This is a genomic window from Allomuricauda ruestringensis DSM 13258 (genome assembly GCF_000224085.1).
In the GTDB taxonomy this organism is placed as follows: domain Bacteria; phylum Bacteroidota; class Bacteroidia; order Flavobacteriales; family Flavobacteriaceae; genus Flagellimonas; species Flagellimonas ruestringensis.
Genome location: NC_015945.1, coordinates 488,176 through 509,558 on the forward strand (window position 1 = coordinate 488,176; position 21,383 = coordinate 509,558).

At 41.6% G+C, this 21,383-nt stretch carries 17 protein-coding genes and 2 tRNA genes; 11 read left to right on the forward strand and 8 right to left on the reverse strand.

The features are described from left to right. Positions 1-116 precede the first annotated feature (116 nt). Entirely contained in the window at positions 117-803 is a 687-nt protein-coding gene (locus tag MURRU_RS02385) for a hypothetical protein (RefSeq protein WP_014031822.1), read from the forward strand. Between the two features lie 62 nt (positions 804-865). Here the strand turns inward: MURRU_RS02385 and rpsT are convergent, their stop codons facing one another. From rpsT to proS, 4 genes are all read right to left on the reverse strand, one after another. Then, a complete protein-coding gene (gene rpsT / locus MURRU_RS02390) occupies positions 866-1,117 on the reverse strand; it encodes a 30S ribosomal protein S20 (RefSeq protein WP_014031823.1) in 252 nt (83 codons plus the stop codon). A 35-nt stretch (positions 1,118-1,152) separates the two neighbouring features. Further along, positions 1,153-1,224 (reverse strand) — tRNA-Glu (locus MURRU_RS02395). Positions 1,225-1,298: 74 nt separating this feature from the next. After that, positions 1,299-1,370: transfer RNA gene (locus tag MURRU_RS02400), tRNA-Glu, on the reverse strand. An 80-nt stretch (positions 1,371-1,450) separates the two neighbouring features. Next, entirely contained in the window at positions 1,451-2,926 is a 1,476-nt protein-coding gene (proS, locus tag MURRU_RS02405; RefSeq protein WP_014031824.1) for a proline--tRNA ligase, read from the reverse strand. Positions 2,927-3,020: 94 nt separating this feature from the next. Between proS and MURRU_RS17560 the strand changes: the two genes are divergently transcribed. Further along, complete coding sequence (locus tag MURRU_RS17560) at positions 3,021-4,313, forward strand: hypothetical protein (protein WP_014031825.1); 1,293 nt, start codon at positions 3,021-3,023, stop codon at positions 4,311-4,313. Positions 4,314-4,349: 36 nt separating this feature from the next. Then, positions 4,350-5,852: an OmpP1/FadL family transporter gene (locus tag MURRU_RS02420; protein ID WP_014031826.1), complete on the forward strand. Its 1,503-nt coding sequence runs from the start codon at positions 4,350-4,352 to the stop codon at positions 5,850-5,852. Between the two features lie 51 nt (positions 5,853-5,903). On the opposite strand, the gene MURRU_RS02425 is transcribed toward MURRU_RS02420, so the two are convergent. Both MURRU_RS02425 and MURRU_RS02430 read right to left on the reverse strand, forming a co-directional pair. Further along, positions 5,904-7,343 carry a T9SS type B sorting domain-containing protein gene (locus MURRU_RS02425; RefSeq protein WP_014031827.1) on the reverse strand — a complete coding sequence of 480 codons (1,440 nt, stop codon included), beginning with the start codon at positions 7,341-7,343 and terminating at the stop codon, positions 5,904-5,906. A gap of 114 nt (positions 7,344-7,457) precedes the next feature. After that, on the reverse strand, positions 7,458-9,260 hold the full coding sequence (locus tag MURRU_RS02430) for a T9SS type B sorting domain-containing protein (RefSeq protein WP_014031828.1): 1,803 nt from the start codon (positions 9,258-9,260) through the stop codon (positions 7,458-7,460). 133 nt (positions 9,261-9,393) lie between these two features. Here MURRU_RS02430 and folE point away from each other — a divergent pair, with 133 nt between their 5' ends. The 8 genes from folE to MURRU_RS02470 all read left to right on the forward strand — a co-directional run bounded on the left by folE (position 9,394) and on the right by MURRU_RS02470 (position 17,147). Then, complete coding sequence (folE, locus tag MURRU_RS02435) at positions 9,394-10,074, forward strand: GTP cyclohydrolase I FolE (RefSeq protein WP_014031829.1); 681 nt, start codon at positions 9,394-9,396, stop codon at positions 10,072-10,074. 15 nt (positions 10,075-10,089) lie between these two features. Next, on the forward strand, positions 10,090-11,571 hold the full coding sequence (gene cysS, locus MURRU_RS02440) for a cysteine--tRNA ligase (protein ID WP_014031830.1): 1,482 nt from the start codon (positions 10,090-10,092) through the stop codon (positions 11,569-11,571). Positions 11,572-11,624: 53 nt separating this feature from the next. After that, a complete protein-coding gene (yidD, locus tag MURRU_RS02445) occupies positions 11,625-11,846 on the forward strand; it encodes a membrane protein insertion efficiency factor YidD (RefSeq protein WP_014031831.1) in 222 nt (73 codons plus the stop codon). A 67-nt stretch (positions 11,847-11,913) separates the two neighbouring features. Beyond that, a complete protein-coding gene (lgt, locus tag MURRU_RS02450; RefSeq protein WP_014031832.1) occupies positions 11,914-12,876 on the forward strand; it encodes a prolipoprotein diacylglyceryl transferase in 963 nt (320 codons plus the stop codon). Position 12,877: 1 nt separating this feature from the next. Beyond that, complete coding sequence (locus tag MURRU_RS02455) at positions 12,878-13,366, forward strand: DUF192 domain-containing protein (protein ID WP_014031833.1); 489 nt, start codon at positions 12,878-12,880, stop codon at positions 13,364-13,366. After that, positions 13,367-13,900, forward strand: a complete 534-nt coding sequence (locus MURRU_RS02460; protein WP_014031834.1) for a GNAT family N-acetyltransferase — start codon at positions 13,367-13,369, stop codon at positions 13,898-13,900. A 31-nt stretch (positions 13,901-13,931) separates the two neighbouring features. Further along, positions 13,932-15,182 (forward strand): ATP-binding cassette domain-containing protein, encoded by a 1,251-nt coding sequence (locus tag MURRU_RS02465; protein ID WP_014031835.1) that lies wholly within the window; start codon positions 13,932-13,934, stop codon positions 15,180-15,182. A gap of 501 nt (positions 15,183-15,683) precedes the next feature. Further along, positions 15,684-17,147, forward strand: coding sequence for a glycosyltransferase (locus tag MURRU_RS02470; protein ID WP_014031836.1), 1,464 nt, complete (start codon positions 15,684-15,686; stop codon positions 17,145-17,147). Between the two features lie 67 nt (positions 17,148-17,214). Here MURRU_RS02470 and secDF read toward each other — a convergent pair whose 3' ends face one another. Together secDF and MURRU_RS02480 are read right to left on the reverse strand one after the other, a co-directional pair. Then, positions 17,215-20,181 carry a protein translocase subunit SecDF gene (gene secDF, locus MURRU_RS02475; protein WP_014031837.1) on the reverse strand — a complete coding sequence of 989 codons (2,967 nt, stop codon included), beginning with the start codon at positions 20,179-20,181 and terminating at the stop codon, positions 17,215-17,217. A gap of 224 nt (positions 20,182-20,405) precedes the next feature. Beyond that, complete coding sequence (locus tag MURRU_RS02480) at positions 20,406-21,332, reverse strand: malate dehydrogenase (RefSeq protein WP_014031838.1); 927 nt, start codon at positions 21,330-21,332, stop codon at positions 20,406-20,408. Positions 21,333-21,383: the final 51 nt, after the last annotated feature.

The following is a 21,383-nucleotide window of genomic DNA, read 5'->3' on the forward strand; positions in this document are numbered from 1 at the left end:
GGAAACGAAAAGCATTCCGGTAGTCAAAGAATCAACCTCCGACCATGGAGGTTTTTTATTTGTTATTTTAGCCAACATTTAAAAATGTTGGAAATTAGACGGTTTCCCAATTAATAATGGAAGAGTTTTATACATTTATTACCGAACAATACATTCTTCCGTTCTACCTCCTTGTTTGGTTTGTGGCCATGGCACGTTACCACACTTATTTTGACACTCCCCTGAAATACTACCCAATCTATCTGATGTATACCTTCCTTACGGAGCTATTGGGATATTTTATCAAATATTTCGATGAATTTCAGATAATAAACATTGAAAAGTATAGTTGGTACAACGTCATTATATTCAACATCTATTCCGTGATTTCATTTTTGTTTTTCTATTATATCTACTGGAGAATGGTTCAAAACAAAAAACATAAAAAGTGGATAAAAATTGGGGCCTTGGCAAGTATTTCCAGTTATGTTATAAGTCTATTTTTTCAAAATCCGTTATACAGTAACCTTTACTATGCCGATATGATCGCTTCCTTTATTTTACTTTTTAATATCTGGCTTTATTTTAAAGAAAAAAGGAGCGAACCTACACTCTACCCTAACAAACACAATCTCATGTATTGGATGAGCATAGGATTGGTAATCTTTCATTTAGTTTTTCCTTTCTTATTTTGGGTTGGATATGAAGCCCCAAAAATTTGGGTAGATTATCACTTTCGGAGCATATTAAGAATATTGATCCTTTTTATGTACGGCACTTTTCTGTTGGGCGTACTTGTTCACAAAAGAAAGGCTTTCAGATAAAATTTGACATAAAAAAACGCCCCCAAATTGGAGGCGTTCTAAATATTGTAATCAAACTAAAATTACATTGCTGCAACTTGAGTCATCAATTTGCTCTTAAGGTTTGCGGCCTTGTTGTTATGGATGATGTTTTTCTTGGCCAATTTATCAATCATACCAACTACGGTAGGCAACAAAGCCTCAGCAGCTTTTTTGTCTTCCTCGCTACGCAACTTTTTAATGGCATTACGCACAGTTTTGTGCTGATACCTGTTACGCAAACGTACTGCTTCGTTTCTTCTGATCCTCTTTAATGCTGACTTATGGTTTGCCATTGCTTAAATTTAATTCTTTCTAAATCCTTTTTTTGTAGCCCGTAGGGGAATCGAACCCCTGTTACCAGGATGAAAACCTGGCGTCCTAACCCCTAGACGAACGGGCCATTATTTCAATTTCAAAATTTTAAGCTACAAAGTTAAAAAATAAGCAGCTTTTTTAGCTTAAAACTTTTCTTCGTAGCCCGTAGGGGAATCGAACCCCTGTTACCAGGATGAAAACCTGGCGTCCTAACCCCTAGACGAACGGGCCGTATGGTTGCATAATTGCGGATGCAAAAATACAACTATTTTTAAGTCTTGCAACAGTAATTATTATTTTTTGCTCCTTGCCTAGTAGGCCTTTGCAAACAACACCCGCTGAACAGATGGTTTTCCTGTTACAATACACTTGCCTTCCTCTTTTTTTGCATGCAATGGAATACAGCGAATCGTGGCCTTGGTCTCTTCTTTTATTCTATCTTCGGTCTCCGTTGTTCCATCCCAATGCGCGGAAACAAAACCTCCTTTTTCCTCAATAATTTTTTTGAACTCATCATAGGAATCCACCTTGGTGATATGGTTTTTTCTATAATCCAACGCCTTGTTAAATATATTCTCTTGAATTTCATCCATCAGAGAAACCACCTTGTCCACAACCTCATCGGCATTTACAATTTCCTTGGACAGGGTATCCCTGCGTGCCACTTCAAAAGTTCCATTTGCCAAATCGCGTTGCCCTACCGCCAAACGCACCGGCACACCTTTCAATTCATATTCATTGAACTTAAAGCCTGGCTTATGCGTGTCTCTGGTATCATATTTAACGGTAACCCCTTTATCGCGCAATTCCTTTACCAACGGATTCACTTTCTCAGAAATGGCATCCAATTGATCTAATCCTTTGTAAATAGGTACGATTACCACTTGGATCGGCGCCAATTTAGGAGGCAATACCAAACCATTGTCATCACTGTGGGTCATAACCAAAGCTCCCATCAACCTTGTGGAAACACCCCACGACGTAGCCCAAACATACTCTTGCCCACCTTCTTTGTTGGCAAACTTTACATCAAAAGCTTTTGCAAAATTCTGACCCAAAAAGTGAGAAGTACCCGCTTGCAAGGCCTTTCCATCTTGCATCAATGCCTCAATACAATAAGTTTCTTCGGCACCTGCAAATCGTTCACTCTCTGATTTTGTACCCTTGATCACGGGAACGCCCATGTATTTTTCGGCAAATTCGGCATATATATCCATCATGAGTTCCGCTTCTTCCAAAGCCTCTTCTTTTGTGGCATGTGCGGTATGGCCTTCTTGCCATAAAAACTCAGCAGTCCTCAGAAAAAGCCTTGTCCTCATTTCCCAACGCACCACATTGGCCCATTGGTTTATCTTTAAGGGAAGATCTCGGTAAGATTGAATCCATCGCCTGTATGTATCCCAAATAATGGTTTCGGATGTGGGGCGAACAATCAGCTCTTCTTCCAATTTTGCATCCTCATCCACCACAATACCACTTCCATCCTCAGCATTCTTCAATCGGTAATGGGTAACAACCGCACATTCCTTGGCAAAACCTTCTACGTGACTGGCCTCCTTACTCAAGTACGATTTTGGTATGAACAACGGAAAATAGGCATTCTCATGGCCTGTCTCCTTGAACATTTTGTCCAACTGCCCCTGCATTTTTTCCCAGATGGCATACCCGTAGGGTTTTATCACCATACACCCTCTAACTCCCGAGTTTTCAGCCAAATCTGACTTTACGACCAGTTCATTATACCATTTGGAGTAATCTTCCGCTCTACTCGTTAACTTTTTACCCATCTATTGTAGTTTGGCACAAAACTTGCGACTTTATTAATAAAATGATTGGGTAAAACTAATTATTTTTAGTATGTTCAACAATAAAAATTGCGCCATGTTAAAGACTTTACTCCATAAAAAATTACGAATCCCATCCATTTTGATGGTCAGTGCCCTCTTTATGGCCTCATGTGGTTCATATCAGCAAGCTTCTTATTACGATGATGGCATCTATTCCACCAACGACCGTGTTGTAGGAGTTGAAAAGAAAAATGCCGAAGCAGTAAGAATTGAAGAACAGGAGAACAACATTTACGGCGATTATTTTGGCGACAAGGCAAACGAATACGGTGAAATTTTGGACAGCGAAGTTTTTACTGATATTGATAATTATTCGAGCCAAGCCCAAAACGATACCATTCCTTACGGAGAACAAACCGATTACATTGCTTATAACAACAACTATAACGGAAACCCTGGTTGGGGCGACAATCCTACAAGCATTTCCATCAACGTTTACGACAACAGTTGGGGATGGGGCGGCTATTATGGTTGGAACGACCCATGGCTTTGGAACGGATGGGGATGGAATGCTGGCTGGGGAGGCCTTGGCTGGGGATGGAACAACCCATGGAGATATAACCGTTGGGGCTGGGCCGGATATTACGGCTGGGGATACCCCTACAACGGATGGGGCTGGGCTGGTGCTGGCTTCGGATGGGGTGGATATTATGGCTGGGGTGGCTACTATGGTGGTTACTGGAACCGCCCATATTACAACAGAGGGTACTATGGCAGAAACTACGCCTACATGTCAGGACGGAGAGGCTACACTTCCCGCATTCCTGGAACTACACTAACATCTAGGTCAAACGGATATTCCAGTAGGTTCAGAAACAACAGTGGACGTTCCAATGCAACCGTATCGCGAAGCAATAATTTGGCCAACAGAAGAAACTCCAGTAGCTACAGTAACAGATCCAACGTTAGAAGATCGGTAAGCGCAGACGCCGTTGCCAGAAATAGAGACTACAGAACAAGTAGAAGCACAAGGACTTCTCCAAATTACAATAGTAGTTCAAGAACCTACCGTTCTTACGGCACTTCGCCATCTACAAGAAGTAGTAGAAGTTATAATAGAAGTAGCTCTCCATCATCCAGAAGCTATTCACCAAGTAGAAGCAACTACAGACGCTCTTCCAGTGGATCTAGTTCTAGAAGTTACCGTAGTAGCGGTTCTTCAGGCAGCAGCAGGTCCAGTGGCACCTATCGAAGCTCAGGAAGCAGCTCTAGAAGCTCAGGTGTAAGTAGGTCTTCAGGAGCATCGCGCTCTTCAGGTGTTAGCAGATCTTCTGGAGGTTCATCCCGTTCTTCCGGAGGTAGAGGTGGTAGAGGCGGCAGACCGTAATCCACAAACTATTTTGATTAATCTAAATCATAAGAAATGAAAAGAATCTCAACTTTCATAATGGTATTGGCATGCACTTTCGCAAGTTCACAGACCATTGATGATGTATTGCGCTACAGCACAGAAAACATTCAAGGAACCGCAAGGTTTCAGGCCATGGGCGGTGCATTTGGAGCCTTGGGCGGTGATTTATCCGCACTAAATGTAAACCCAGCAGGTTCTGCCGTTTTCAATTTTAGTGAATTGTCCATAACGGGTTCCAACTATCATAGAAACAACGATGCCCTTTATGGCAACACCCTAAGCAACACTACTGCCAACTCTTTGGATTTTAACCAAGTGGGCGGGGTATTCGTATTCAATTCATCCACCGATAGCCCTTGGAAAAAAATTGCATTGGCCTTCAATTACGATATGGTGCAAAATTTTGACAATGAGTTTATCGCATCTGGTAATACTTCCGTGGGTATCGACAATTACTTCCTCAACTTTGCACAAGGAGAACCCCTGGGGCCGCTACGCACACAAGAGGGAGAATTTATTGAAGATGCTTATTTGGATATTGGGGCAAATCTCGGCTACTCGGCCCAACAGGCATTTCTTGGCTTCCAGGCAGGAATTATAGAACCTGTTGAAGATGACGATCAAAACACCAACTATTTTTCCAATGCACAATATAGCAATGTCAATCAACGATATTTACAGAATACATCTGGTTACAACAGCAAGTTCACTTTAAATTTCGCCAGCCAGTATAAAGAAGATTTGTATTTAGGTGCATCTGTAAATTTCCATAACGTGTTGTATGATAGAATTACGTATTTGGACGAGGAAGGATATGATGCGGAATCACCCGTCCAATACACCTCTTTCGACAATTTATTGCACACGGAAGGTTATGGTTTCTCCTTTAGTTTGGGTGCCATTGCCAAAGTAAACCAATCCATTCGAGTGGGTGGTAGCTACCAGTCACCTACTTGGTATACCCTAACGGATGATACTTCGCAGCGCATCAATTCCAATTTGGCGGTATCGGATATCGACTTCATCAACTTTGGTATTATAAACCTTTATGATGAATACAAGATAAAAACACCAGAAAAGTTTATTGGTAGCGTGGCATTGGTTTTTGGGCAAGACGGCCTCATCAGCTTGGATTACTCCTATCAAGATATGTCCAAAGCAGAGCTTAGGCCCACTTCCGACCCCAGTTTTGCCGCAGAGAATGATTTTATTGCAGGCACTTTGGGCGCAGTCAACTCCTATCGTTTAGGAGGGGAATATAGGATAGACCTAGTTAGTCTTAGGGCAGGTTACCGATTTGAAGAAAGTCCTTATGCCGACAGTGATTTTGTTGGTGACCTAAATGGTTTTTCCGCAGGTATTGGTTACAATTTTGGGGCAAGCCGCTTGGATTTGGCCTACAGTAGAACCGAGCAAGATGTGAATTCCTATTTCTTTGATGGAGGGATTGATAGTGCTGCCCTAATAAACAGAATAAACACCAATATCTCTCTAGGATATACTTTAAAATTCTAAAGCACAGAAAAAGAAAATATAATGCAAGGCTGGAAGAAATTCCGGCCTTTTTTATCGAACCAACGAAAAGTGCCGCCGAACAGATTTGGCTACTAAAATGCCCTCATCATCACGCTCATACTCCAAACGGAACCAATAGTCAGAGGAAGGCATATCCCTTCCATTATAGGTTCCATCCCACCCTACGTTCACATTTATTTGTTTTAAAAGCTTGCCATAGCGATCAAAAATGTAAACCACAGGGTTAGCTAATTCCTCTACCCCGTAAACGGTCCAATTGTCGTGAAATCCATCACTATTGGGCGTAAAGAATTTTGGATAACCTACTACTAAAAATTCTTCGGGCTCGGATGTTCCACAGCCATTCTTATCGTTGATCACTACAGTGTTTAACCCAGGAGGAACATCTCTAAAAATAGGGTCGTCCTGAAACTCTCCTCCATTAATGGCATATTCATAGTTGCCGTCCCCAACGGGAACAATCTCCACATTGTATGGGTCGGTCTGGTCACTGTGCACAAAATCGTCGATTACTCTAACTTCATCCAGTTCTGGAGTACCGTAAAAAGTAATTAATACATCATCATCCCAAGTTTCTCCCTCATTATTCGTAACAATAGCATAATATCGACCAGAGTTTGGACTAGAAACAACATATTCCGTTTGACCAGGACTTGTTGGCAAGACCTCTAAGTTACCGTTATCTTCCCGGTCTACAACCCAAGAAACATCAGCAATATTTGGCCCAAAAGGCGAGTTCAAAACTGACAAAGTGATATCCGGATCGCCTTCGCAAGCCACAATATCAAACCCTAAAAATTCATCCCGAAGGGTACAATCCAATGCACTATCTTGATCTTCATCTACCGAAGTTCCTGTAAAAGTCAAAACAAAAGACTCTGGCTCTTCATCAAAATTGGTATTGTAATTATTAATGTACAAATAGTAGATTTCCCCTTCCCTAACATTCAACCATTCATCATAAGTGTTCTGACTCCCCTTTACAAACGGTGCCCCTTCTCGCCCATCAACAGGGTTTACCCCTATTCCTGTAAAGCCCGTATCGTTGTACTCATAGTTGCATCGGATAGGCTGCGCGCTTCCGTCTCCGATAATGGTGCAGTAATTTTCGTTGGAGGTTTCGTCAAAAGGGCCGTATAGTGCAAAATCCCATTCTGCGGTAATAGTTCCTCCAGAATTTACGGGCAATGCTTCAATATCAAAACCAATTTGTCCATCGGTGCCTGCTCTAAATACATACCATTCTGTATTGTTCTCAATATTGGCCGAGCTCACACTTCCTTTTTCCAAACAGCCTGTTTGGGTAATTACCTCTGGATCAAAATCATCGATATCGCCACTGCCGTCTGTAGTTCCCATAATGGGCGCATCGGCACAAACGGGTATGGCTGTTCTACAATCTGGTGAGTTTTGGGCGCTAACTGCAATGGGAAAAAGCAAACAACAGATAGCACTAAATAGAGCTCTCATAGAATTTTGGGGCTATTGGTTATTCTACCTATAACCAGTATAACTCCTTATTTTGCTCTTTTAGTATGTTTTTGTCCAATAAAATTTGATGCTGATCAATAAACAACAAACTTGTTAACGTCGAAGAGAAAAATGACTTTGTAGATGCTTGGCATAAGTTCGGTTGCCATCATCATTAACATAAGATAGCTTAAACCAATAATCGGTGGATGGCAATGGCTTGCCCTGAAATCTTCCGTCCCAGCCCGCATCAAACTCGGTCATTTGCTTGATGAGCTTACCATAACGATCGTAAATGGTTACTATAGCCGAATTTAAGGTGGAAAGTCCTTCAATTTGCCAAGTTTCGTTCAGCACATCACCATTGGGAGAGAAAATAGCCAAATATCCCACTACAACAATATCCTCCTCTACCACACCACATCCGTAGGGGTCGCGCATACTCACGGTATGCACTCCGGGGGGAACACCTTCAAACACATTACTGCTCTGGTAATCGCTTCCATCTATACTGAATTCATACGCATCATTGTTTTCCGTATTGATGGTTACCGTATTGTTGACGCTCATATCGTCAATATCGATACTTGAAATCTGTGGCATAGTTGAAATTTCTACGGACACCGCCCTACTCGCTTCGCAAACTATTCCGTTGGATTGATTGGTAACAGTCAAAGTATATTCTCCTGCTTCCGAAACCATAATGGATGGTGTTTGCTCACCTGTACTCCACTGGTAGGCATAATTCAGATTGGGTTGGGTTTCCCCAATTTCCAAACTTCCAACGGCCTCGCAAATGACCGCTTCCTCATCAAAATTCAATACAGGTGTTTCTATGGCATTCAAAGTAAAGCTTTGGGTTGCATCATAACAATCAGGGTTTGCCAAGGAGGTAGCCCTCACATAAATTATTTCAGAACCTCCAGTTGGCACATACTGTTTTTCCAAAGGATTCACACCTGCTTCGGCATCGGTTTGTGAGCTATGGTAGCTGACCACAAAATCATTGGGGTTCATCCTGTTAAGCGCTTCCGAATTCTTGCTGTTCAAATCAAAAGACGTGTCCGCCTCGTAACAAAAAGTTTCATCCGTTAGCATTCCAGTAACGGGCACCTCATTAAAAACAACCTGCACATCACTCACAATACTTTCGCTAGAAGTTGCGACCACAACACGGTACTGACCAGAATTTTGAACATTATGCGTCGCCCCATTGGCTCCCGCGATTAATTGATAACCACCTCCTGAGTCCATATACCATTCGTAATTAATGGCCCCAGAGGTAAAGGCATCCAAAACCACATTGTCTCCCTCGCAAGCAGCAATGGGCGGTCCCAACAAATTGCTTACAATGGAACAATCCAATGCACTGTTCGGATAATCTAACCAGATATTTCCCGTAAACTGAATGGAAAAGCCCGAATTTATATTGCTAAAATTATTGATAAAGAGATAGTAGTCCTCTCCTGCTTCCACTTGAAGCCAATCCTCATAATGCACCGAATCCTCATCACCCGTAGGGTCTTCTCCTACTCCAACAAAGCTGGTATTTTCGCTATTATCAAAAAAATTACAACGGATAGGCTCCCCCAAATCACTACAATCGCTCGCACGGTAAAGGGCAAAATCCCAATCTTCGTTAGCGTTATGTCCTATATTAAAACCCAACTGACCAGATTCAGCGGTTCGAAAACGATACCAAGCCGAATTGGATTCAATCGCACCTGTAGTGGTCGGTTCCAAGCACCCACTAGATGCCGCACCATTAAAGTCATCAGTCCCAAAACCATTGGTTCCACCATTTATAGGTGTATTGCTGCATATAGGAACAGCACCAATACAATCTTGGGCCACCTGTGCTTGCACAGTTTGCCAAAATAATAGCAACAATAAGGTCTTAGCAAAAAGTTTAATCATAAAAGACTGTAGGTTTGGATATTATAAAAGTACCGTGGTGCTTGCCTTAACAATAATTTATGTTGTCAAAGCCCCCATACCAGATGTTAAATCGATCATTAATGTATATCTTTGCTCTCCTTAAGCAATAGCTATGAAACTAGAGCAGGCATTGGAAGAACAATATGAAGAAAGAGGAAACGACCACGTAGGTTCCTCATCGGACACACCTTTAAGAGAAGATGCTTTTGTATTGAGCGATGAAGAAAAAATCGAAAGAATACAAAAAAGCGTAAGGGAAATTATGCTTACCCTCGGCCTCGATTTGGATGACGACAGTTTAAAAGGTACACCCAAACGGGTGGCCAAAATGTACGTACAAGAAATTTTTGGCGGATTGCATCCTGATAGAAAACCAAAGTCGTCAACTTTTGACAATAAGTACAAGTACGGTGAAATGTTGGTGGAAAAAAACATTGTAGTTTACTCTACCTGCGAGCACCACTTGCTACCCATCGTTGGACGGGCGCATATCGCCTACATTTCCAACGGAACTGTGGTTGGCCTTTCCAAAATGAACCGTATTGTGGATTATTTTGCAAAGCGACCACAGGTACAGGAACGTATGAATATCCAAATTGTAAAGGAACTTCAAAAAGTATTGGAAACTAAGGATGTTGCCTGTGTTATCGATGCCAAACACCTTTGCGTAAATTCCAGGGGCATAAGGGATATTGATAGTAGTACCGTAACCGCTGAATATGGTGGGAAGTTTAAGGACGAAGCCACAAGAAGGGAATTTTTGGACTACATCAATCTCGATACCGAATTTTAAACACCAATCGTTTAAATGCAATTGTACAAAGACCAATCCTTACGAATCCATAATTCACTTACTGGAAAAAAAGACGTATTCAAACCTATAAACGAAGGCCATGTGGGCATGTACGTCTGCGGCCCCACCGTTTATAGCAATGTGCATTTAGGCAACTGCCGTACTTTTATGTCTTTCGACATGATTTTTCGTTACTTTAAGCACTTGGGGTACAAAGTGCGCTATGTTCGGAACATTACCGATGCAGGTCATTTGGAAAATGATGCAGATGAAGGTGAGGACAAAATAGCCAAAAAGGCCAAGTTGGAGCAAATTGAACCCATGGAAGTGGTACAACGCTACACCGTGGATTTCCATAATACCCTACAGCAATTCAACCTTTTGCCTCCAAGCATTGAACCCACGGCTACCGGCCATATCATAGAGCAAATAGAAATCATCAAGGAGATTCTTGAAAAAGGGTTCGCCTATGAGGCAAACGGTTCGGTTTATTTTGATGTGGTCAAGTTCAACCAAGATCACGATTACGGCAAGTTGAGCGGTAGAAAGTTGGAAGATATGATTACCAACACCCGCGAACTTACCGCACAGGATGAGAAAAGAAACCCACAGGATTTCGCCCTTTGGAAAAAAGCCGAACCACAACATATCATGAGGTGGCCATCTCCATGGGGAGACGGCTTCCCGGGATGGCATTTGGAATGTACGGCCATGAGCACCAAATATCTGGGTGAGACTTTCGACATTCATGGAGGAGGAATGGATCTTAAATTCCCACACCACGAGTGCGAAATAGCACAAGCAGAAGCCAGTACGGGAAAATCTCCCGTAAACTATTGGATGCATGCCAATATGTTGACCTTGAATGGTAGAAAAATGTCCAAATCCACAGACAATAATCTTTACCCTGCAGAGATTTTTAGTGGTGACAATAATATACTGAGCAAGCCATACTCACCTTCAGTAGTCCGCTTTTTTATGATGCAAGCCCACTATACCAGTATTTTGGACCTTAGTGATGAAGCCTTGCAAGCCTCCGAAAAAGGATACAACCGTTTAATGGATGCCCTGGATAGCATTGACAACCTCAAAACCGGTGACAAATCTGATTTTGATGTTGCTGCATGGAAGCAGAAATGCTACGATGCCATGAACGACGACTTCAACACACCCATTTTAATTGCCCAATTGTTCGAGGCCGTAAAGCACATCAACCAAATCAAAGAGGACAAAGAATCTATTTCTACGGAAGACAAGGATATTTTGGACAGCACACTTAAAGCCTTTGTTTACGATGTACTTGGCATTGAAAACCAATCTATAACCAAAGATGATTCCAACACTTTGAACGGGGTTATGGAATTATTGATCGATATTAGAAATGAGGCACGTGCCAAAAAGGATTTTGCCACTTCCGACAAAATCAGGGACCAATTGGTTGCCTTGGGCATTCAAATAAAAGATGGCAAGGACGGTACTACTTTTAGCGTAAATTAATACAATCGTTCCTATCAAGAAATTTCTCTTGTGGAACTTTAACGTACTGAAACATGAAAAAAATATTGATAGCACCATTTGTACTATTGGTCAAGTTTTATCAATATTTTATTTCCCCCATGTTCCCTTCTACATGCCGCTACTCCCCCACTTGCTCACAATACACCTTGGAAGCCTTAAAAAAACATGGACTGTTCAAGGGCGGGTGGCTTTCCATCAAACGGATAGCGAGTTGTAACCCTTGGGGTGGAAGCGGTTATGACCCCGTTCCCTGAAAATTGAACTTTAATTAACACCCTGCAACCGTTGAAAGTAGTTATATTAGTCCCAAAATTTATTTAAATGTACTTTCTAGGATTTGACTGGAACCCCGAAGGAACCCTTTTTAAACTGGGTTTTTTACAGATAAAATATTACAATCTACTATGGATTGCAGCCTTTGTCCTTGGCTGGTTCATTATGAAAAAAATCTTCCTGAACGAAAAGAAATCCATGGAAAAACTGGATTCTCTTTTCATTTATACCGTGGTTTCCATAATGTTGGGAGCACGTTTGGGACATGTATTTTTTTATGATTGGGACTATTACAAGGACCACTTGGCAGAAATTCTTTTGCCCATTCGCGAAAGTGCAGACAGCTCTCTCTTCGGCATCATCAATGGTTATGAGTTTACCGGATTTACCGGATTGGCCAGTCATGGAGCAACTATAGCTGCCATTATTGGCATTTGGTTGTACACCCGTAAATGGAAGGACATTAAAATGCTTTGGTTGTTGGACAGGTTGGTTGTCCCATCGGCCATTGGAGCCGCTTTTGTAAGATTCGGTAATTTCTTCAATTCCGAGATCAATGGAAAAGTAGTGGACAAATCTTATTTTTTGGCCACAAGGTTTATCCGAGATTCGGATGATATGCCAGCATATCAAGCTATGGCACTTACCAAGGAACAAACCCCGAATGCCGCTTACAAAGCCATTCAACATAACCCGAAATTCTCGGAGATTTTACAATCCATTCCCTATCGCCATCCTGCCCAATTGTACGAAGCGATTTGCTACATTTTCGTGTTTATAGCCTTATACCTTTTATATTGGAAAACAGATTGGAAGAATAAACCGGGCTTTCTCTTCGGTTTGTTCATGGTGCTATTGTTTGTAGTTCGATTCTTTGTGGAGTTCTACAAGAAAAGTCAAGGTGGTTTCGAAGATTCATTGGGAATGCTCTCCACAGGACAATGGCTCAGTATTCCAATGATATTTATTGGCATCTATTTTATGCTTAAACCGCCTCCTGTAGAACTTTAATATGATGTACAAATTTGAAAAAATAGTCCTCTTAGTTTTAGTCCTTGTTCTGGCATCATGCAAAACGGAGTCTAAACAAGCACTTAAAACAGAATCCATATCCTTTACCAAGGAAGGGAATCTCGCCGTCATATCAACAGAAATAGATTCCATAAAGGCAAATTTTGATATAGAGATAGCAGAAACGGACTATGAGACCAAAACAGGGCTCATGTACAGAAAATCCATGGAAAAGGAGCAAGGAATGCTGTTCATACAGCCTACCGAGTCCTTGCAATACTTTTATATGAAGAACACAGAAATCCCTTTGGATATTATCTACATTAGTCAGGCCCAAAAAATTGTCAGCTTTCAAAAAAACGCAAAACCTTTTGATGAAAACACCCTACCCTCCAATGCACCTGCAAAATATGTACTGGAAATAAATGCTGGGCTTTCGGACCAACTAGGGTTGCAAGTGGGTGACAGTATTAGCTTTTCACGTAATTAAATGCCCAAATATCTGTTAGAAAACCAAGCTTCGGAGCGATTGATCTTTCGAAAATTGACAGCATCGGATTTTGATGATTGGCTGCCCTTTTATCACAATCCAAAATCTACGCAATTTTGGGAAGGGCTCCCCACAGACCCCGTTAAAGCTTGTCGAGAACAGTTCAATCGGGTTTTTGAACGTTATGAGAACGATTTGGGCGGTATGAATGCCCTAATTTCAAAAGAATCGGGAGAATCGGGAGAATTGGTAGGGATCTGTGGCTTGCTTGTACAAACCGTGGATAATGTACAAGAATTGGAAATCGGTTATTCCATACTACCAAAGCATTGGTTGCAGGGCTACGCTATAGAAGCAGCCCAAAAATGTAAGAAGCATGCCTTTGACAATAGCTTTTCGGACTCTTTGATCTCCATTATTCATGTGGATAATGTACTATCCCAAAAAGTTGCCAAGAAAAATGGTATGTGCTTGGACAAAACCACGACCTACAAGGATAATCCAGTCCATATTTTTAGAGTGAATCGAGGATAATCGTATTTTTGGGACAATACCATTTTACCACATGAAGCTACCCAAAAGCTACGCCATCCTAACACAAAACAATTCCAATACGCAGCAATTGGTGCATAACCTGCTCCACAACCAACCTATTGATGGTTTGGAGGAACTACAGCCATTGAACGGGCTGCTTTTTTCACGGTCAGAAATCAATCGCTACATGGATGAAGAAGAACGCCATGATATCAAAATTTTGACCCAGAAAAGTGACCAAGCCTTAAAAACCATGAGCAGCGGCGAACAAAAAAAGGCCTTGCTCAATCATTTACTGCAACAAGATCCTGATTTTATGGTTTTGGTGAATCCTTTTGATAATTTGGATATGGCCACACAGACCAAGTTGAAAAAACAGCTTTTGGATATTGCTTCCAACAAAATCCTGGTTCAATTGGTGAGTCGATTGGATGATATATTGCCCAACACTTCCAACTTTTTTAAGCTTGACGGAGGTAATCTTCATCAATACGATTCGCCCGAAGCTTTTTGGAACGAAAACAAAAACGAACCCATCAGCTTTAGCGGTGCAATTCCACCACCCTTATCCCCGGTTAAAGTCGAGGGCACGGAATTGGTCAGTTTTAAAAAAGTATCCGTTAGTTTTGATGGGCGCCAAGTACTGGACCAAATCGATTGGACTATCCAAAAAGGCGAGTTTTGGCAATTGATCGGTCCTAATGGCAGCGGAAAATCCACCCTTCTATCCATGATTACAGGTGACAGCCATAAGGGCTACGGCCAAGATTTGACGATTTTCGGGCAAAAAAAAGGGAGTGGCGAAAGTGTTTGGGACCTTAAACAAAAAATCGGCTATTACACCCCTGCCATCACCAATACGTTTGGAGGCTATCACAGTCTGGAAAATATGATCATATCAGGCCTTCACGATTCCATTGGGCTCTACGTGCAACCTATGGATAGCGAAAAACATTTGGCCAACCAATGGTTAAACCTTTTAAACCTAAAGGGCAGAAAAGAAGACCACTTCCGAGATTTGACCACTGGGGAAAAGCGGTTGGTAATGGTCGCAAGAGCCATGGTAAAGCACCCTCCGCTTCTTATTCTGGATGAGCCTACGGCGGGTCTGGACGATGCCAGCGCCAATCTTTTTGTTGCCCTAGTGAATAAAATTGCCAAAGAAAGCGACACGGCCATCGTTTTTGTTTCACACAGAAAAGAACCTCAATTACATCCAGAATATATTTTTGAGCTCCTTCCTTCGGAAAAAGGCTCTACAGGTATCAAAATACAATCTTAAGCTGTTGTGCATTATGATTGAAATTCGTCAGTTCGAGTGATTTTTTGGTGGTTGAGCCCTTCGACTATGCTCAGGATAAACTAAAATCGAAACCAATAAAAAATTAATTGAATGTCCGCAATGTGTCATAATATTACCAACGTCACCCTGAACTTGATTCAGGGTCACATAAAGATGCTCATGTTCAGCAGGATGAGATGTTGAAACCTGCCTTTGCCAGCAGGCAGGCAAGTTCAACATGACGCCAAAAACATCATTATGACATTAAACGGACAATCAGTAAAAATTATACCTGCCAGCAGGTCGAGAATAAGAATTTCAAGTCAAAACCCGATTCTCGATACAAAATTCCTTTGGAATTTCGAATTGACGGCTTTTGGCATACGAAGCCTTTATAATACACAACGGGGCAATCTTAATGTATTTATAAACAACAACTTAGTTAACTCATCCGTTTTTTTGCTATCTTATTGGGAATTCAAACGTTAACTATTCCCTCACATGCAAAAAATCAATGTTAAGCCAGGTGCCAAACTTGCAGATTATAAGGCGTACGGATCCCTTTATTCCTCTGTTCTGGATTTTTTGGAACAGGCCAAAGAGCCTATCGAGTCACTTAAAGGATGTACCATTTGGATGATAAATTCCACTGCCATTGGTGGTGGTGTGGCCGAAATGCTCCCTAGTCAAATGCGAATATTACGAGAACTTGGAGTATCTATCGAGTGGCTGGTTATCGAAGCTGAAAAAGATGCATTTTTCGATTTGACCAAACGTATCCACAATGCTATTCATGGCAGTGGTAACGGAGTTTTCACTGAAGAAGACCGAAAAATTTATGAAGAAGTCAATCAAAACAATCTTCCCAAAGCTTTGGAACTTATCAACGATGGCGATATTGTTGTGGTACACGACCCGCAACCCATGCCATTGGCGGCCATGATCAAAAGGAAAAAGAACGTTTCCATTATTTGGCGGTGCCATATTGGTTTGGAAGAAGATACCGAGGTAACGGATGCCGTATGGAAATTTTTAGAGCCCTATACCAACGATTACGATCATTTTGTATTCAGTTTACCGTCTTATGCACCAAAGTCGTTACAAAAAAGAACATCCATTATCCCTCCAGCGATTGACCCATTGAGCCATAAGAATCGAGAGCTACAATTACATAAATGCATTGGTATTTTGTATCAATCGGGAATTTTGGATGACCACAAGGCCATTCTTTATCACCGTTACAAGCATTTGGTAAGAAAAGTAATGCCCGATGGTTCTTTTGATTTTTTAGATGCGGATGAAAATCTGGATTTAATCTACCGTCCGATTATTACTGAAATATCTCGATGGGACAGACTGAAAGGTTTTAAGGAATTGATGGAAGCCTTTATTAAAATGAAATTGGACAATCGTAAAAATGGCGACCCGAAGAGCCTTGAATACAAACGAATTGAAATGACCCTTTTGGTGATGGGTGGTCCCGACCCTGCTTTTGTATCTGATGACCCAGAGGGCAAGGAGGTTTTAAAGGAATTGACAGAGACTTATAAAACGATAGATAGAAACATGCAGAACGACATTGCTATTTTGCTGCTTCCTTTGGACAATCCAAAAGAAAATGCTTTGATCGTGAATGCGCTTCAACGAACCTCAAGTTTTATCGTCCAAAATTCCATCCAAGAAGGATTTGGACTTACCGCAACGGAGGCCATGTGGAAAAGGAAACCTGTTTTGGTATCCAATGCGGCCGGACTCAAATATCAGGTAGTTCACAACAAAACGGGGCAAATTAATCCAGACCCAACCGATATTGAAAGTTTATCCAAAACCTTGGCCTATATGCTCAACCATCCAAAAGAGCGTGACAAATGGGGTTTTAATGGGCAGCTAAGGGTCATTCAGAACTTTACCTTGTTCAGCCAACTGGTTTCATGGCTCAAAGTATTGTCAACTAACAAAGCATAGTTATAAATAAACAAAGGGCCTTTTAAAAGGCCCTTTGTTATAAAGTGTAATATAAAAAAACGAAAAACTATGCTCCTGTAGCAGCAGCAATTTTCTTCTTTAATGAATCGAACATTACCGGTGTTGCAATAAATACAGAGGAGTACGTACCTACAATTACACCTATAATCATCGCAAACATAAATCCTCTTAGGCTTTCACCTCCAAAGGTAAAGATAGCCAATAACACGATCAATGTCGTGAGCGAGGTGTTCAATGTTCGGCTCAACGTACTGTTTAAGGCATCGTTGATGTTTTCACCTCCCTTAAACCCTTTAAGAAGAGTGATTTCACGGATACGGTCGAATACTACCACCGTATCGTTCAGGGAATAACCGATTACCGTTAGAATGGCCGCAATAAAGGCTTGGTCGATTTCCATGTTGAAAGGCATAATGTCTCCTGTCAATGAGAAGATTCCCAACACGACCATAACATCGTGGAATACTGCTGCAACAGCACCCAATGAGAATTGCCATTTTCTAAATCGCAATAGGATGTATAGGAAAACGACCAACAATGACCCAACAATGGCCAAGAAGGCATTTTTCTTGATATCATCCGCGATGGTCGGTCCTACTTTAACGGATTGCAGGATACCTATTGATTTTTCGGATGCACCAACAGTAAAATCGTCAAAAGAAGTACCATCTGGCAAATATTTTTGTAGCGTGGTATAAAGCATATTTTGAATTTCGGTATCCACCTCAACTCCTTCTTCATCCACTTTGTAAGGTGTAGTTACCTTTATCTGGTTTGCATCGCCAAAAGTCTTCACATTGGTTCCACTACCAAAAACTGTATTTAGTTCAGAAGCAATTTCCGATGGGTTGACTGCTTTTTCAAAACGGATTTGATAAGAACGCCCTCCAATAAAATCAACCCCTTGATTCAGTCCATTTGTAAGCAATGAAAAGGTGCTCACGGCTAGTAAAATTGCGGAAACAATGTAGGCTATCTTACGCTTGGACAAGAAATTGATGTGCAAATTGGTAAACAGGTTCTTGGTAATTCCAGTACTGAAATCCAATCTGCGTCCTTTCTTGTTGGTGTAGGCATTGATCATCAAACGAGTGACGAAGATTGCCGTAAACAAAGAAGTAACGATACCAATCATTAATGTGGTGGCAAAACCTTTAATAGGCCCTGATCCAAATATAAATAAGATGATTGCAGTAAGTCCCGTGGTAATGTTGGCATCCAAAATGGAAGACAAAGCGTTTCCAAAACCGTCGGCAATGGCTTGGGCTTTTCCTTTCCCACGAGCCAATTCTTCTTTAATTCTTTCAAAAATAAGTACGTTGGCATCCACCGACATACCAATTGTCAACACGATACCAGCAATACCGGGCAACGTTAACACAGCTCCTAAGCTGGTCAATACACCAAAAATCAAGAGAATGTTGAACACCAATGCGATGTCTGCGAAAACCCCTGCTCTACCATAGTAGAAAATCATCCAAACAAGCACAAAAGCCATAGCAATCATAAAGGACATAAATCCACTATCAATAGCTTCTTGTCCCAATGATGGACCAACAACTTCAGATTGAATAATATCGGCTGAAGCAGGAAGTTTACCTGCACGCAATACGTTGGCAATATCTTTTGTTTCGTTTACGGTGAACGTACCTGTAATTTCGGAACGTCCTCCAGAAATAGGCCCGGAAGAAACTCCTGGCGCTGTGTACACCTTGTTATCCAAAACAATGGCAATACCTGTTTGGTTGTTGTAGGCATCTCCTGTCAGCTCTTCCCACTCTTTGGCACCACGGGTATTCATCGTCATGCTAACAGCAGGTTTGTTGAATTGGTCAAAGGTATCCTGTGCATCGGAAACTACATCTCCGCTTATTCTTGGAGTACCTTCCCTGTTGGATTTTAGAGCGTACAAATCAGCTACTTCGGAATCTTTTGCTGGACGCTCCCAAAGAAACCTGGTAAACTGGATGTCGTTAGGCAACAATCTTTTGATTTCTGCCATTCTCAAATAACCACCGATTTCGGCAGTATCGGAAACCATGGCACGTGCAATAGCATGACTGCCTGGATTGGCCGGAATCAATTTGCCTAATAATGGGTTGGTCTCTTGGGTCATATCCAAGGAGTCTTGGGATACATCCGAAAGCAAGGAATCAATTTCAGATTCCGGTTTTGCCACCTCTTCTTCCTTTGCCTCCGGTTCCAAAATATCTTTCAAACGCTCGTTGGCATTTACTAAAAAGTTTCCGATACTTTGGTTGCTCTGCGGGTAGGTTTCCCAGAATTCCAATTGTGCTGTACTGGACAACAATTCTTGGGCACGGGCAATATCCTTGGCGCCCGGAAGTTCTACCAAAATTCTTCCTGAGTTTCCTTCTCTTTGAATGTTGGGCTGGGTTACCCCAAATCCATCGATACGTTCACGTAGTACCTCAAATGCAGAAACTATGGATTCGTCAATTTTTCTTCTGATGATGGGTTTTACCTCATCATCCGTCATTTGAAAATTGACTTCATCGCTAAGACCTTTATTGGCAAATATATCGGGTGATGCCAATTTGGTATCTCCTTTGATTTTGTCAAAAGCCTCAAAAAACAACTCCAAATAAGTGTCATCACTATTGGTTGATGCTTCATCGGCATCGGCCAATGCTTTGTTGAAAACCGGGTTTTTAGTATTGTTGGCCAATCCTTTCAAAATATCCTTTACGGAAATCTGCAAGGTTACATTGATACCTCCTTTAAGGTCCAATCCCTTGTTCAACTCTTTTGCCTTGGCATCCTCATAGCTCGTATAGCCCAAAACAGTGTTGTCACTGATGGAATCCAAATACGATGCCTCTAAAGCTTCACGCTTTGCAACATAATCTTCCTCAGCTTCCGAAATTTGGCTAACTGCGTATGCTTCAGCATCCTTCTCCAACTTACTTGTAATGAAAGTATAGGATAACTGATAGATGCTCACCAAGCCAAAAAGGATCGCGAAAAGCCTTATAAGTCCTTTATTCTGCATTGATTGTTAATTTTTTAGAAGTTTTCTTAAACAGCGTGCAAATATATCATTTCCGATAAGATTTGACAATAGAAATTGATGTAATTGCAATTCTGCTTGACGGTTATGCCCTAAAAATAAAATTGTCATTCCGGACAAACCCAAAAATTTCCACCTAAATTGATGGCAATCTCTTGAAAGGTCTCGCCCGAAATGACAATTTAATTCGTTATTGCTGGAGTATTTTAAACGTCAAGCAATCCGTTGGTTTTCTTAACACCTTCGGCACTTTCCTGCATTTTGGCTTTTTCAGCATCGGACAATTTGATTTCAACAATCTTCTCGATTCCGTTTTTGCCCAAGATCACTGGCACTCCGATACAAATATCGTCCAAATCATACTCGCCTTCCAAAAGGGTGGAACATGGGAACATCTTCTTTTGGTCGCAAGCAATGGCCTGAACCAATCCAGATACAGCAGCTCCTGGGGCGTACCATGCGCTGGTCCCCAACAAACCTGTTAAAGTAGCTCCACCTACCTTGGTTTCTTCTACTACCCACTCCATTTTATCTTCTGACAAAAATTCGGAAACTTTTACACTGTTTCTAGTTGCATGTCCAATCAAAGGAACCATTCCCTTATCACTGTGCCCACCGATTACCATACCGTCAACGTCAGATATTGGCGCTTCCAAGGCTTGGGCCAATCTATACTTAAAACGGGCACTGTCCAATGCCCCGCCCATACCAATAATTCTGTTCTTTGGCAGGCCCGTGGCCTTGTGCACCAAATAGGTCATGGTGTCCATTGGGTTACTTACCACAATAATAGTTACATCTGGAGATTGTTCAATAAGGCTTGTTGCCACGGTTTTTACAATGCCAGCATTGATTCCAATCAATTCTTCACGGGTCATACCAGGCTTACGTGGAATACCAGAGGTAATCACGGCAATATCACTACCTGCAGTTTTGCTATAATCGCTGGTGCTTCCTGTAATCTTGGTATCAAAACCGTTAAGGGAGGCCGTTTGCATTAAATCCATGGCCTTACCTTCGGCGTATCCTTCTTTGATATCCAATAAAACTACTTCTGATGCAAAATTTTTCATTGCTATGTACTCAGCACAGCTTGCTCCAACTGCGCCTGCTCCAACTACGGTAACTTTCATTTGTATAGATTTAAATTTTAGTCTTCAAAAATAAGGCATTTGGCTCAGAAA